Annotated in this window: 13 protein-coding genes, 2 tRNA genes and 2 pseudogenes; 5 read left to right on the forward strand and 12 right to left on the reverse strand. The window is 54.8% G+C overall.

The genetic code is table 11. From position 1 onward, the window contains the following. Window positions 1–698: 698 nt before the first annotated feature. From KOSB73_RS20015 to KOSB73_RS31510, 3 genes are all read right to left on the reverse strand, one after another. Window positions 699–774, reverse strand: a tRNA-Asn gene (locus tag KOSB73_RS20015). A 124-nt stretch (window positions 775–898) separates the two neighbouring features. Further along, the gene (locus KOSB73_RS20020) at window positions 899–2,356 is read right to left on the reverse strand and encodes an EmmdR/YeeO family multidrug/toxin efflux MATE transporter (protein WP_004136541.1); all 1,458 of its coding nucleotides are present in this window, start codon (window positions 2,354–2,356) and stop codon (window positions 899–901) included. Window positions 2,357–2,364: 8 nt separating this feature from the next. After that, window positions 2,365–2,544: a DUF5951 family protein gene (locus KOSB73_RS31510; protein ID WP_219192691.1), complete on the reverse strand. Its 180-nt coding sequence runs from the start codon at window positions 2,542–2,544 to the stop codon at window positions 2,365–2,367. A gap of 6 nt (window positions 2,545–2,550) precedes the next feature. On the opposite strand from KOSB73_RS31510, the gene KOSB73_RS20025 reads away from it, so the two are divergent. After that, window positions 2,551–2,626 (forward strand) — tRNA-Asn (locus tag KOSB73_RS20025). A 53-nt stretch (window positions 2,627–2,679) separates the two neighbouring features. Here KOSB73_RS20025 and KOSB73_RS20030 read toward each other — a convergent pair. The 6 genes and pseudogenes from KOSB73_RS20030 to KOSB73_RS20055 form a co-directional block, all read right to left on the reverse strand. Continuing rightward, window positions 2,680–3,013: pseudogene (locus tag KOSB73_RS20030) on the reverse strand (type II toxin-antitoxin system PemK/MazF family toxin). Next, a pseudogene (locus tag KOSB73_RS20035) lies at window positions 3,014–3,217 on the reverse strand (AbrB/MazE/SpoVT family DNA-binding domain-containing protein); the annotation flags it as partial. Between the two features lie 193 nt (window positions 3,218–3,410). Then, window positions 3,411–3,713, reverse strand: a complete 303-nt coding sequence (locus tag KOSB73_RS20040; RefSeq protein WP_004132739.1) for a helix-turn-helix domain-containing protein — start codon at window positions 3,711–3,713, stop codon at window positions 3,411–3,413. Window positions 3,714–3,717: 4 nt separating this feature from the next. Beyond that, on the reverse strand, window positions 3,718–4,071 hold the full coding sequence (locus KOSB73_RS20045) for a type II toxin-antitoxin system RelE/ParE family toxin (RefSeq protein ID WP_004132737.1): 354 nt from the start codon (window positions 4,069–4,071) through the stop codon (window positions 3,718–3,720). A 383-nt stretch (window positions 4,072–4,454) separates the two neighbouring features. Next, window positions 4,455–5,873 carry a heavy metal sensor histidine kinase gene (locus KOSB73_RS20050; protein ID WP_049130931.1) on the reverse strand — a complete coding sequence of 473 codons (1,419 nt, stop codon included), beginning with the start codon at window positions 5,871–5,873 and terminating at the stop codon, window positions 4,455–4,457. Then, window positions 5,873–6,541 carry a heavy metal response regulator transcription factor gene (locus KOSB73_RS20055; RefSeq protein WP_004132733.1) on the reverse strand — a complete coding sequence of 223 codons (669 nt, stop codon included), beginning with the start codon at window positions 6,539–6,541 and terminating at the stop codon, window positions 5,873–5,875. The genes KOSB73_RS20050 and KOSB73_RS20055 overlap by 1 nt, the downstream gene beginning before the upstream one ends. Before the next feature lie 139 nt (window positions 6,542–6,680). Here KOSB73_RS20055 and KOSB73_RS20060 point away from each other — a divergent pair, with 139 nt between their 5' ends. The 3 genes from KOSB73_RS20060 to KOSB73_RS20070 are packed head-to-tail and all read left to right on the forward strand — an operon-like array spanning window position 6,681 to window position 8,687. After that, a complete protein-coding gene (locus KOSB73_RS20060) occupies window positions 6,681–7,307 on the forward strand; it encodes a hypothetical protein (RefSeq protein WP_004132731.1) in 627 nt (208 codons plus the stop codon). A 14-nt stretch (window positions 7,308–7,321) separates the two neighbouring features. Then, window positions 7,322–7,930, forward strand: coding sequence for a cytochrome b/b6 domain-containing protein (locus tag KOSB73_RS20065; protein WP_004132729.1), 609 nt, complete (start codon window positions 7,322–7,324; stop codon window positions 7,928–7,930). Next, the gene (locus tag KOSB73_RS20070) at window positions 7,920–8,687 is read left to right on the forward strand and encodes a molybdopterin-dependent oxidoreductase (protein ID WP_004132727.1); all 768 of its coding nucleotides are present in this window, start codon (window positions 7,920–7,922) and stop codon (window positions 8,685–8,687) included. Before KOSB73_RS20065 ends, KOSB73_RS20070 begins: the two co-directional genes overlap by 11 nt. 178 nt (window positions 8,688–8,865) lie before the next feature. Here KOSB73_RS20070 and KOSB73_RS20075 read toward each other — a convergent pair whose 3' ends face one another. Beyond that, entirely contained in the window at window positions 8,866–9,852 is a 987-nt protein-coding gene (locus KOSB73_RS20075) for a LysR substrate-binding domain-containing protein (RefSeq protein ID WP_098140873.1), read from the reverse strand. A 213-nt stretch (window positions 9,853–10,065) separates the two neighbouring features. On the opposite strand from KOSB73_RS20075, the gene KOSB73_RS20080 reads away from it, so the two are divergent. Beyond that, window positions 10,066–10,674: a glutathione S-transferase family protein gene (locus KOSB73_RS20080; RefSeq protein ID WP_032710991.1), complete on the forward strand. Its 609-nt coding sequence runs from the start codon at window positions 10,066–10,068 to the stop codon at window positions 10,672–10,674. Between the two features lie 102 nt (window positions 10,675–10,776). Here the strand turns inward: KOSB73_RS20080 and ldtA are convergent, their stop codons facing one another. Both ldtA and cbl read right to left on the reverse strand, forming a co-directional pair. After that, a complete protein-coding gene (gene ldtA, locus KOSB73_RS20085; protein ID WP_049085815.1) occupies window positions 10,777–11,718 on the reverse strand; it encodes a L,D-transpeptidase in 942 nt (313 codons plus the stop codon). 78 nt (window positions 11,719–11,796) lie between these two features. Next, a complete protein-coding gene (gene cbl / locus KOSB73_RS20090; protein ID WP_004122262.1) occupies window positions 11,797–12,747 on the reverse strand; it encodes an HTH-type transcriptional regulator Cbl in 951 nt (316 codons plus the stop codon). Window positions 12,748–12,814: the final 67 nt, after the last annotated feature.

Genomic DNA, 12,814 nt, shown 5'->3' on the forward strand with positions numbered 1-12,814 from the left:
AATAAAGTTTTTATTTTCTTTAATGGTAAAAATTCCTCCGAAAATGGCCATACCGCCTATCCGAGAAATATTATTGCTAAACTGCCGAGATTAAAAAAATAACTGCATCGATTAAAAAAACACACCATTAACATATTAACAACATTTGTCACATGATCATAAAACGTCCCACTGTGGCTTGATTAACACTTGAATGGGGTCTCGTAACCTATTAAATTAATTACATAAATTCACAAGCAACCAAAAAGCGGTACAAGATAGACAGCGCCATTGAGAGATCAAAATAATCAAAGAGTTACCTATGGGCGTTACTCTCCCCCTGGAATCATCCTTTAATAGCGACAGGTTATTTGCAACAAATATCTTGTTACTACATTACCAGAGTTAAATTGCGCATGTCGACGGTAAGCAACCATGGATATGCTTATCTATCGCGATCGGCAATGGACTATTTTCGTAAAAGTAGGGAAGACAGCTTTATGAAATTAACCATAGGGAATATCCGCCTGTTTATTTTATTAGCAACGTTTTTTTTCTGGACAGTCGCGATCGGGCTAATTTCCCTAATTGTATCCTGGTTTTAAAAACCTGATGGTACGCAGGGTATGTTCTTCTGTGCCCCGACGTTGCCGCCATCGTGTCTATGGAATAGAAAGCAAAAAGCCCGCTTAAGTTTCCTTAAGCGGGCTTCTTAAATTTGGCTCCTCTGACTGGACTCGAACCAGTGACATACGGATTAACAGTCCGCCGTTCTACCGACTGAACTACAGAGGAATCGTGTGAACGGGGCGCATATTATCGATGGCGCCCCACCTTGTCAAAGGCTGTTTTCACATTTCAAACCGTTTGCCGAATAATTCTCCACTTTGGGCGAAAAGTCCCGCTTCGCTCTGTGAAATTAGCTCTCTTTGGCCGGCGCACTGGTCTCTTCCCTCTGCGCTTTCGTTCGCGGATACTTCCACAGCCAGCGCCCGCTGACCATTCGGCAGTAAAACAGAACGCCGCGCACCGCCCAGTCAAGCACCATCCCGAGCCAAACGCCGATAACCCCCATCCCCAGTACAATCCCCAGCGTATAGCCCGCCACCACGCGGCAGCCCCACATGCCAAGCATTGAGACCCACATGGTGTAGCGCACGTCACGCGCCCCTTTAAAGGCGCACGGCAGCGTCCAGGCCATTGCCCAGATCGGCATAAAGAAGGCGTTCAGCCACAGCAGCTCTTTTACCACCACTTTGACATCTTCTTCACTGGTATAGAACGAGGCGATCAGACCGGCAAGCGGCGCGGTTCCCCAGGCAATCACCGTCAAAATGATGGTCGACAGCCAGAAGACATGCCACGCCTGACGCTCTGCCTGGCCGATCTGCCCTTTTCCGAGACGTCGGCCGGTGATAATGGTCGATGCTGAACCGAGGGCGTTCCCCGGCAGGTTGATCAGCGCGGCAACCGAGAAGGCGATAAAGTTGCCGGCAATCACGTTAGTGCCCATCCCAGCGACAAACATTTGCGTCAGCAGCTTGCCGCCGTTGAACAAGACCGATTCAATGCTGGCGGGAATACCGATACCCATCACTTCCCAGATAATGGCGAAGTTAAACGGCTTAAAATAGCTCTTCAGCGAAATGCGCAGCGCCGGGTTAAAACCGATCATTAGCACCCAAATCGTGGCCACCGCACCAATGTAGCGGGCAATTGTCAATCCAAGACCGGCGCCGACGAACCCCATACCGGGCCACGAGAAAATGCCGTAAATCAGGATGCTGCTGATGATAATGTTGAGGATATTCATCCCGCCGTTGATCAACAGCGGAATTTTAGTGGTTCCGGCGCCGCGTAGCGCACCGCTGCCGATCAGGGCGATTGCCGCCGCCGGGTAGCTCAATACCGTCAGTTCAAGGTAGGTGAGCGCCAGGCCTTTCACCTCTTCTGTCGCATCGCCGGCGACAAAATTGATAATTTCCGCCCCAAAAGCATGGATAACGGCTGCGAGAATAATCGAAAACAGGGTCATTATCGCCAGCGACTGGCGCGCTGCCGCCCTTGCCCGCCGCCGGTCACGTTTGCCCAGGCTAAACGCCACCACCACGGTCGTACCGAGGTCGATGGCGGCAAAAAAGGACATAATCACCATGTTGAAGCTATCGGCCAGGCCAACGCCCGCCATGGCCTCTTTACCGAGCCAGCTAACCAAAAAAGTACTCAACACGCCCATCAGCAGTACGCAGGCGTTTTCCAGCAAAATCGGGACCGCAAGCGGGCTGATTTCACGCCAGTAAAGGACGCGATAGCTCTTGCGTTTTTTAAACCAGGACGTGCGTTCGACGGACTGGCGTAAGGCGGCGGTGACGTTCAAGGGAGACCTTAGTGAGAAAAGTTGAAACTACATTTCAAATGATGATAGAGAAAAGCTAATCCTGCAAAGCATTTTTCCCGATAAATTGTCGATAATGGCGACAATTTGTTGATGGATGCGCCAGTTGAGCAACGGACGGCGAATAGATGTTTGACAAAAGTTTTTTCGCCGCTAAGATACGACTCCACAACGATTCCTCTGTAGTTCAGTCGGTAGAACGGCGGACTGTTAATCCGTATGTCACTGGTTCGAGTCCAGTCAGAGGAGCCAAATTTGAAAAGCCTGCTTTTGAAGCAGGCTTTTTGCTTTTCTGCATCCTGGCGTTAACTCAAAATAGCATCCAGCCTGGCAAGCACTTCATTTACCATAGCGTCTGGTATGCTTTCCAGCCGCATGCCATTCCGGGCAGCCATATCAATGGTTCTGGGCTGGTCGCAGCGAATAACGCCAATCGTTTTTGTCCCTGCCCCTGCCAGTGAAACTGGTGAAACCTGCCGTGCGAGCAAAGTTTCCGCCGCTGGTGATGGGAACAACAACGGGTAGCCGGGTCAGCTTGTTAAACGATGCCTTCGATACGATAAGCACGGGACGTTTTCCGCTTTGCTCGTAGCCTGCAATCGGATCCAGTGAAACGAGCCAGATTTCTCCTCTGTCCATTTACAGGATCTCCTTGCCCACCGCAGGCGCATCAATCCATTCCCGATCCTCTTCGCTCATTTCGGCGTGCGGATCGCACTGCGCCAGCAGTTCCTCAAGCGAATAATGGGGCCGTTTCTGGGGTTCAATAATCAGGCAGCCATTATTAATGGTCATGCCGACTTCGCTGTCCGTCGACAGTTCCAGCGTTTTCAGAACGGCGGGAGCTTAGTGCGTAACAAAGAAGGCCGATAATAGAAAACTGTTTTGGTGGTTCAAAGAATTACCGCGGATTGGATAAACGAAATGCGGTGCAGCTTCCGTATCCGGGCTGCGCCGGAGGGGCATCAGCAAAAGCGTGAAGGCCACCTTGTCGAGCTTTTCATGCTGACCGTTCCGCTGCTCAACCGCTCACGGTTTACAGTTCAAATCCGTAGTGAGAACCATCCGGCAACTCAACATCAAGACGTAGCTTGCCGCCGGTGGCTTCAACGTAGCGTTTAAGCGTGGAAAGCTTCAGGTCACGGCCTGGTTTTTCCATGCCTGCAACGGTAGGTTGCCTGATGCCCAGCGCCTGCGCCATCTCGACCTGCGTTTTCTGTACTTTCTCACGCAGTTCTGCAAGGTGAATGTTGAGCAGGATGTCCGCCGCCATAGCCCGGGCGTCAGCCACGACTTCCGGTTTTTCATCCGCCATCAGCTGTTCCAACGTTCTGCCCATCGCGTTACTCCTTCTCTTTGAATGTCTTCAGCCAGTTCGTGAATTCCCGCTCAGCAACAGGGAGCATCTCATCGTAAAAACGTTTTTCATTGCCAACCTTATTACCGGCACAAAGCACAATGCCGGTACGGGCCGGGTCAAAAGCGAAAAATGCCCGTATCGGCTCGCCCCGGCTCTGAATACGCAACTCTTTCATGTTGCTGTAGCGGGAGCCTCTCAGCGTATCGGCATTAGGTCTGGACAAACCCGGCCCCTTTTCTCGCAGGACCAACAACGCTGCAAGCACGCTGGCCCTATCGGTATCGTTGAACGAGGTAAACCAGCGCTCAAACGTATCCGTTGTTTTAATCATCCACACGGGACCTCCAAATCAATATAGGTCAAATGCTATATAGGTGTAAACCTATAAAATTGATTATGGAGAGATGGGACACGAGATTCATGCGTCGTTACTGCAAAGCTGAAGACGCATTCGGCTATTTCAGTGAATAACATGCAAGGGATTCACCGTTTTACGACCTGTCCCGAAAAAGCCGTTCAGGTATTGGCACAGTGCATGCTGAGCTGTCGCGCGTCACTGGCGTTCTCTCGGTCTCCCGCCTGCAACTCAGAGAGTCTCGACAACCCTAATTTCGGGATGTAGCTTTTCAATCAGCCCGTTAATGGCAAAGGCGCTCCCAGTCAGAGGAGCCATATTTAAGAAGCCCGCTTATGGAAACTAAGCGGGATTTTTGTTTACCGCTACGCTGAGCGTTTCGGGAAAATCAGGCTGAAAACGATTTGCGCGCCCGGCTGCTGCGACAGGCACTGAGCGCGAGCCTCACCGCCGTGCAGAGTCATAATTGCGCGTACGATCGACAATCCCAGCCCGCTGGCATGGCTACTGCGCGCGGCGTCTGCGCGATAGAAACGCTCAAACAGCTTTTCCAGATGTACCTGCGCAATCGGCGGGCCCTGATTAATCACCTGGATGACCTGTCGGTTTTCTTCCATGCCGGCTCGTAAGATGATTTGGCTCGCTTCATCGGCATAGCGAACCGCGTTGGCCACCAGATTGCTTAACGCCCTCTGGAACAGCATCGCATCGGCCCACAGCTGCCCTTCGCCTTCGCAAATCAGCTGAATATCGCGCTCCTCCGCCAGCCCCTCGAAATAATCCGCGACACGCTGTAGCTCCTGAGCAATATCCAGTTCCCGGCAGTTCAGCACCGACTGCGCATGGCTGGCGCGCGCCAGAAACAGAATATTTTCCACCATGCGTGAAATGCGTTCCAACTCCTCCATGTTGCTGGAGAGCAACGTTTCATACTCCTCCACGCTGCGAGGCTGATACAGCGCCACCTGACACTGGCCCATTAGCGCCCCTATCGGTGTGCGGATCTCGTGGGCCAGATCGGCGGAAAACCGCGTCAGGCGCTGATAGCCTTCGTTGAGCCTGTCGAGCATGGCGTTGAAGGAGACAATCAGCTGCTGCAGTTCCTGCGGCGCGTCCTGTTCGCTCAGGCGAGTCGCCAGCGTACTGGGCGTGATGATCGCCGCCTCTGCGGCCATACGCCTTAATGGCCGCAGCTCGCGACGCAACACCCAGTAGCCCAGCAGCGCAATCGCCAGAAAGGCCACCGCCACCGCCGCGATGACGCGCCACAGGTAGCGCGCCAGCATTTTCTGTTCATTTACCATCACATGCGCGACAGAAATTTGCAGTACCCTGCCATCTTCCAGCGTCACCAGCCCCGACGCCACACGCAGCGGAACCCCCTGCCCGGTCATTCCGCTCTGTACCTCATTCAGGCGCTGCGGACGATCCGCCGGCGTCGGCGTCACCGACGGTAATTGAACCCTGGCAGGATTCACATTAATTAACGGCGCCTGTCCCGGAATACGAAAGATTAAAACGTCCTGCTCGTTGCCCAACATGTTTTCGAACATCCCGGTGTTCGCCACCAGCCGCTCCAGCGGAAAGCGTTTACTGAGTACGTTTCGGTAATATTCTATGCGCCCGGTCACCTGCAGATCGCTACGGTGAATCATCTCCTGACGCATGGCGTGATATAAGTATCCGCCAGCGGCGCTGACCACCAGCGCTGCAACCAGGGCAAACAGAACGGCGCTTCGCAACGTCAGCGATGTCGCCTGCCAACGGCGAGCCAGCACGTTCATCAACGAACCTCGCAAACGTAGCCGATGCCGCGGACGGTATGAATAAGTTTGATATCGAACGGCCGGTCGATTTTGGCGCGCAGGCGTTTGATCGCCACATCCACCACGTTGGTGTCGCTGTCGAAATTCATATCCCATACCTGCGAGGCGATCATGGTGCGCGACAGCACCTCTCCTTCACGCCGGACCAGCAGATGCAGCAGCATAAACTCTTTGTTGGTCAGCGGTATCACGGTGTCCTGACGGGTGGCTCTGCGCCGCAGCACATCAATATGCAGGTCGGCAATTTCATAGCGATCGGATTCCCGTACGGTTCCGCGGCGCAACAGCGTACGCAACCTGAGCACCAGTTCGGTAAAGGAGAAAGGTTTGACCAGGTAATCGTCCGCCCCCAGCTCCAGGCCATGAATACGGTCCTGCACCTCGTCGCGGGCGGTAAGAAACAGTATCGGCACATCGCTTTTCTTGCGTAAAACATCAATAATCTGCCAGCCGTCAAGCCCGGGCAGCATGACGTCGAGCACTATCGCATCGTAACCATACTCCAGCGCCCGAAATAAGCCGTCGGTACCGTCGCGCGCCAAATCAACGCCGTATCCGGCCTCCGTTAACCCCTTTTTCAGGTAATTACCGGTCCCGATATCATCTTCCACCACTAATATGCGCATGCTTACCACCTCTTCACGTCTGCGGACAGATTAACAGTTTCTGCGCCGCGGCTTGATGACATTAATGTCATCAAACGGACATGGTGTTGTCCCGATCCCCTGGCCATGCTTAACCGGCAAACCATCACAGGAGAATGTCATGCATACACGCCATCGTATTGCCGGTTTACTGTTGTCTACCCTGATGCTCTGCAGCGGCATAGCCACTGCGGCGCAGACGCCGGCTAAAGCTATCACGCCGCTGCGCGGCACCATCGATCAGGTCTCGGATACCGCTCTGCAAATCAGCAACCGTCAAGGGGAAAAGGTCGACGTAAAGCTCAACGACAAAACGCAGGTTTTTAGCGTCGCCAAAGGTTCGATCGACGATATCAAGCCGGACAGCTTTATCGGCACCGCAGCGGTCCCCCAGGCCGACGGTAGCCTGAAGGCGCTGGAAGTACACGTGTTTGCCGCCAGCCTCCGCGGCACGGGCGAAGGGCATTCTCCGTGGGAGTCCGCGGACGGTAAAATCAACACCATGACCAACGGCACCATCGGCAAGCTGGTAAACGCCAACGGCCGCACGCTAACCGTTAAATACGGCGATCGGCAAAAAAACGTCATCGTCCCTGACGATACGCCGGTAGTGACCATCAATCCCGGCGATCGCGGCCTGCTGAAGCCCGGTACGCATATCGTGCTGTTCTCCGCCACTAACGATAAAGGCGAACGCGTCGCCACCCGCATTTCCGCCGGAAAAGACGGCACCGTACCGCCGATGTAATCCAGGAGACGTGCATGAAAACCAACGCGTCGCGGCCAGTACATCGCTGGCCGGTCAGGCTCACCCACTGGGTGAATCTGGTCGCCATGATCGGTATGTTCATGAGCGGCTGGGAAATCTACAACGCTTCGCCGCTGTTCGACTTCCGCTTTCCGCCCTCCCTCACCCTGGGCGGCTGGCTGGGCGGCGCGATTGGCTGGCACCTGGCGGTCATGTGGCTGCTGGTCGTTAACGCTGTTTGCTACCTGCTGTGGAGTCTGTTCAGCGGCCATCTACGCCGCGACCTGCTGCCGCTACGTCTGGCCGCGCTCCGGCAGGATATCTGGCTGACCTTAACGCTGCGGCTGAACCACCGCCTCGGCCATTACAATGCGATTCAAAAGCTTATGTACCTCGGCGTTATGGCGCTCGGCCTGCTGCTGGTGCTCTCCGGGCTGGCTATCTGGAAACCGGTACAGCTCTACTGGCTGGTGGCGCTGTTTGGCGGTTTTCCTGTCGCGCGCTATGTCCACTTCTGCGCCATGGCGGGCATCGGACTGTTCGTCGTTATCCATGTGCTGATGGTGTTAATCGTACCTTCCACCCTGTGGGCCATGCTGTCAGGAGGCAAACATGAAGGGTAAAGCGCCAACCCGCCGGGCGCCCGCGCTCGAGCCGGATCAGAAAAAACAGCTGGTAAATGTGCAGCGCCGATTACTCCTGCGATCCGGGCTGACGCTGGGAGGCGTGGCGATGCTGACCGGATGCAACATGCAGGATGGCGATCAAGTCGACAAAGTGCTGTGGGCTATGTCGCGCTGGAACGATCGGGTCCAGTCCTGGCTGTTCAGCGGCCAGCGCCTGGCCCAGACTTACCGTCCGGACCAAATTACCCACCCCTTTCCGTTTAACGCTTTTTATCCGCAATATAACGCGCCGGAAGTCGATCTGTTCGACTATCGTCTGGAAGTCTCCGGTAAGGTGGAGAAAAAAGCGCCGTGGACGCTGGAACAGCTACAGCGTCTGCCGCAACAGAGCCAGATCACCCGGCTGATCTGCATTGAAGGCTGGAGCGCAATTGGTCAATGGGGCGGCGTACCGCTAAAGCTATTCCTGCAACATGTCGGCGCCGACCTCAACGCGCGCTATGTCGGCTTTAAGTGCGCGGATCGCTATTATTCCAGTATTGATATGGCCACCGCGCTGCACCCGCAAACCATTCTGGCGCTGGATTTTGCCGGTAAGTCGCTGCCGGCGGAGTATGGTTTTCCGCTACGACTGCGGGTGCCGACCAAGCTGGGGTTCAAAAACGCCAAGCATATCGCCGCCATTTTCGTCAGCGATACCAACCCCGGCGGCTACTGGGAGGATCAGGGCTATAACTGGTTTAGCGGTATTTAGCGCCCGCGCTGCGCCGGTAAAACGGAACCGGGCAGCGTTAATGGCGCGAGATGGCGACCGGACGACAAAACCGAAGAGGCATCAGGCGTATCGACAAGACAAAAGCGCGTTATAAGGTCGGTTTTTAAGCCAGATTATTTTCACTCGCCTTTTCAAATTCTATTGCTGGAGAATATTTTTATTCATCGACATCACCCATGTTATGAATGTTCTCAGGGTATCCCGCCTCCGGGCGGGAGCGACGGTTTCCGTCTCGCGGATGTTTCTTTTCCAGCGCGTCAGTTTGTTGACCCCATGCAGCAACCTCCTCATCAAGCCAGGCCTTAAACAGAACGGCTTCGGTTTTCTGTTCAGCGGCCTGTGGCGACACCAGCCAGTAAGGCCACGGATATGGGGCGGTGAAAGGCGTAAGCTGGACCAGTTCGCCTCTGCAGAGCGCCTTCTGGACTAACGAGCGGCGTTCCAGCGCGATACCTTTACCAAGCCGGACGGCCTCCAGAACCAGGTTCGAGTCGTTGATGCACAAACCGCCGGGCACAATCTCTCTTTCAAGTCCCGCATTAACGCACCATGTTTTCCACGACTCCATCGAGAAGATAATTTTACTCTTCGCTATCTCTGATGGTGTTCGGGGAAGCGCGCCGTCGTTATAGGATGGCGCGGCCACGACGATAAGCTCATCGGCGAAAAGATAATGGCTTTCCATTCCGTCCCAGTCGCCTTTGCCCATTCGGATCGCCATATCAATCCCTTCCTGCTGCATGTTGGCGATCGCCAGACTCGCCTGTATGCGCAGCGAGATATGGGGATATGTCGCCCGAAACCGCTCCAGTCGCGGCACTAACCAGTGACTACCAAAGGAGGGTACCATCGCCAGCGTCAGCTCCTGCCTTCTCGGTTTGACCTGCACCAGCCGGGTGGCATCAGCGATATGATGCAACGCCTCGCGGACCTGTAAGGCATAGAGCCGCCCGTCTTCATTAATCTGCACGCCGCGACCGTGACGGATAAACAGCTTTAAGCCGACCATCTCCTCCAGCACTTTAATCTGCTGGCTGATGGCTGAATGCGTAACGTGAAGTTCTTTTGCCGCCAGCGTCACGCTGCCAAGCCGGGCCACGGCTTCAAAACTACGTAAACTGGCAATAGGTGGAAAATCCGACATGCTTCACTCCCGCAGCTTAACTCAATATACGTGACCAACAACCTGTCAGTAATACTAACCCGATCCGTTAGATACCGATGATATTCGCTATGCACAATTTATTGTAATGTCTGTTCACCACCGGTGATGAAGCGTTAACCCGCCGCTACTGAGTCCCCATTCGTATTAATGAATTGAGTTGCGTCATTTCACAGAGACAGGAAAACAGGAATCATGATTAAACTTATCGGCATGATGGATTCGCCTTATGTCAGGCGCGTGGCGATTTCTCTTGAACTCTACGGCGTCGAGTTTGAAAGTCACCCGCTGTCGGTATTCAGCAGCTTTGACGCGTTTTCCCGCATCAATCCCGCGGTAAAAGCGCCGACGCTTTTGCTGGATAACGGAATTCGCCTGATGGACTCGTCGCTGATACTGGCCTATTTTGAAGGCCAGGCCTCCCCGGCGCGCAAGCTGCTGCCGGTCGATCCACTGGCGCAGGCAAGCGATCTGCAAACGCTGGGCTTTATTCTCGCCGCGGGTGAAAAGGCGGTGCAGAACGTGTATGAACACAACCTGCGCCCGGCGGAAAAGCAGCATAATCCGTGGATAGAGCGCATCACGATTCAGCTGCTGGCGGCCTGCAGGGAGTGGAATACCCTGCTGGAAAACCGTCCGGCGGCCGCGGTCCCCGATCAGGTGGCAGTAACGAGTACGGTAATCTGGACATTTATTCAGTCGATGATCCCCCACGTGGTTCATGCGGGAGACTTTAATCATATTCAATCCGCTGCTGAATTATATGAAGCCCATAGCGCATTTAAAAAACATCCCTTTGGTTAAGCTCAAGGAGATGAAGCTAAATACCCAACATGAATCTCCACGACGACCAATAGCGCCCGGCACCCGCGGGCGCGCAGAAACCGTTCAGCGTGGCGGAAAAGATTAAAATCCGCTACCTGCCGGCATAGCTGAATGCCCAATCGCCACCGGCATACCGGAGCGGCGTTCAAGCGCTTGCTCCGCGCGATTCACATCCACGTCCTCCCCCTTCACAAAGGCCTGAAGCGCCGGCGTGACCGGGAGCGGCACCTTACGGTCCGATTCATACTCCGCGCGGTTGCGCGACAACGGTTCGTGGACTTCAACCCAGCGGCTGCCGTCCGGCTCGACGGTATATTTCACCGGCTGATCGATGATTTGCACGCGCGTTCCGACCGGAACGGTATCAAAGAGGTATTTGATATCGTCGTTACGCAGGCGGATGCAGCCCTGGCTCACGCGCAGGCCGATACCGAAATTGGCGTTGGTGCCATGAATCGCGTAGAGCCTGCCGATGTAAATCGCATACAGCCCCATTGGGTTATCCGGCCCGGCCGGCACAAACGCGGGCAGGCTTTCGCCCCGACTGGCGTATTCACGACGGGTATTGGCGGTTGGCGTCCAGGTTGGCGCCTCTTGCTTACGCTCCACAGCGGTGACCCAGTTACGCGGGGTTTCGCGTCCTGCCTGACCAATGCCAATCGGCAGAACATCAACGGTTGTGCCTTCAGGTGGATAGTAGTAGAGACGCATTTCTGCAACGTTGATCACAATGCCCTGGCGTACCGTGGCGGGCAGAATAAGCTGCTGCGGCACCACCAGCGTGGAACCCGATTTCGGCAGGTATACGTCGACGCCGGGGTTGGCCTCAAGCATGTTGCTCAGACCCTGGCCGTACTGAGCGGCGAAGGCCTCCAGCGGCTGGGTATTATGTTGCGGAATAGTGATGGTCAGCGGACTGCCCACCAGGCGGCTTCCTTCCGGCGGCAACGGGTAGCTCACCGCCAGAGCGCTCTGGCTGGTGAGGATCATAATAAGAGAACAAAGCAGTTTCACACGCCGCACAATTTCCCTTCCTTTGTGGCGATAATCGTGAATAAATTATAGCTTCGTTTGCTATCTCATATCTGATTTATCATCCTGCTAAATCTGATAATCAATCGCCGCTTCTTCCGGCTCCATCGCCTGGCGTTTAATTTCCTCCAGCGACAGCCCAGCGTTGCACAGTTCAATAAAGCGCCAGACGTAGTTTCGCTGCAGCTGCCCGCGCTTCAGGCCCAGCCAGACGGTATTGGCGTCAAACAAATGGCGGGTATCGAGACGCGTAAAGGTATCAGACTCGCGCGCGTCGCCTGACTGTTCCGCTACCAGCCCAACTCCCAGTCCCAGTTCGACGTAAGTTTTGATGACGTCGGAGTCCTGAGCGCTTAATACGATATCCGGCATCAGTCCTTTACGGTTAAAGGCTTCGTCAATACGCGAGCGGCCGGTAATTCCCTGACGATAGGTAATGAGCGGCCAGCGGGCGATGGCATCGAGGGTTAACGGCGTCACCTGGGTCAGCGGGTGATCTTTGGGGACCAGCAGGCTGTGGTGCCAGCGGAACCAGGGAAAAGCCACCAGCGTCGGATCGTTGCTCAGACGCTCGCTGGCGATACCAATATCCGCGCCGCCGTTGTGCAGCAGCGCTTCAATTTCCTGCGGCGTCCCCTGAACTAACTCAAGACGCACGTCGGAAAAGAGTTCACGGAAGGCTTTAATCACCGGCGGCAGGCTATAGCGCGCCTGGGTATGGGTGGTGGCGATGGTTAAGACGCCGGAGGCATCGTTAGTAAACAGGTCAGCCAGGCGGCGAACGTTGCTGGCTTCATTAAGAATACGCTCGGCAATCAGCAGTAACGCTTTGCCCGGCTCCGTCATCCCCAGCAGACGTTTGCCGCGGCGGATAAAGATTTCGATCCCCAGTTCTTCTTCCAGTTCACGAATATGGCGGCTGACGCCCGATTGCGATGTATAGAGCATATTGGCGACTTCCGTCAGGTTGTAATCCTGACGGGCCGCTTCACGAATAATTTTGAGTTGCTGGAAGTTCACCCTTTCCTCCGGGCTATCAGACATAACATAGGCGCTATTGTTAAAGTCTGTTGTCCCTGCTAACAAA

The sequence above is a fragment of the Klebsiella grimontii genome (genome assembly GCF_900200035.1).
GTDB classification, from domain to species: Bacteria; Pseudomonadota; Gammaproteobacteria; order Enterobacterales; family Enterobacteriaceae; genus Klebsiella; species Klebsiella grimontii.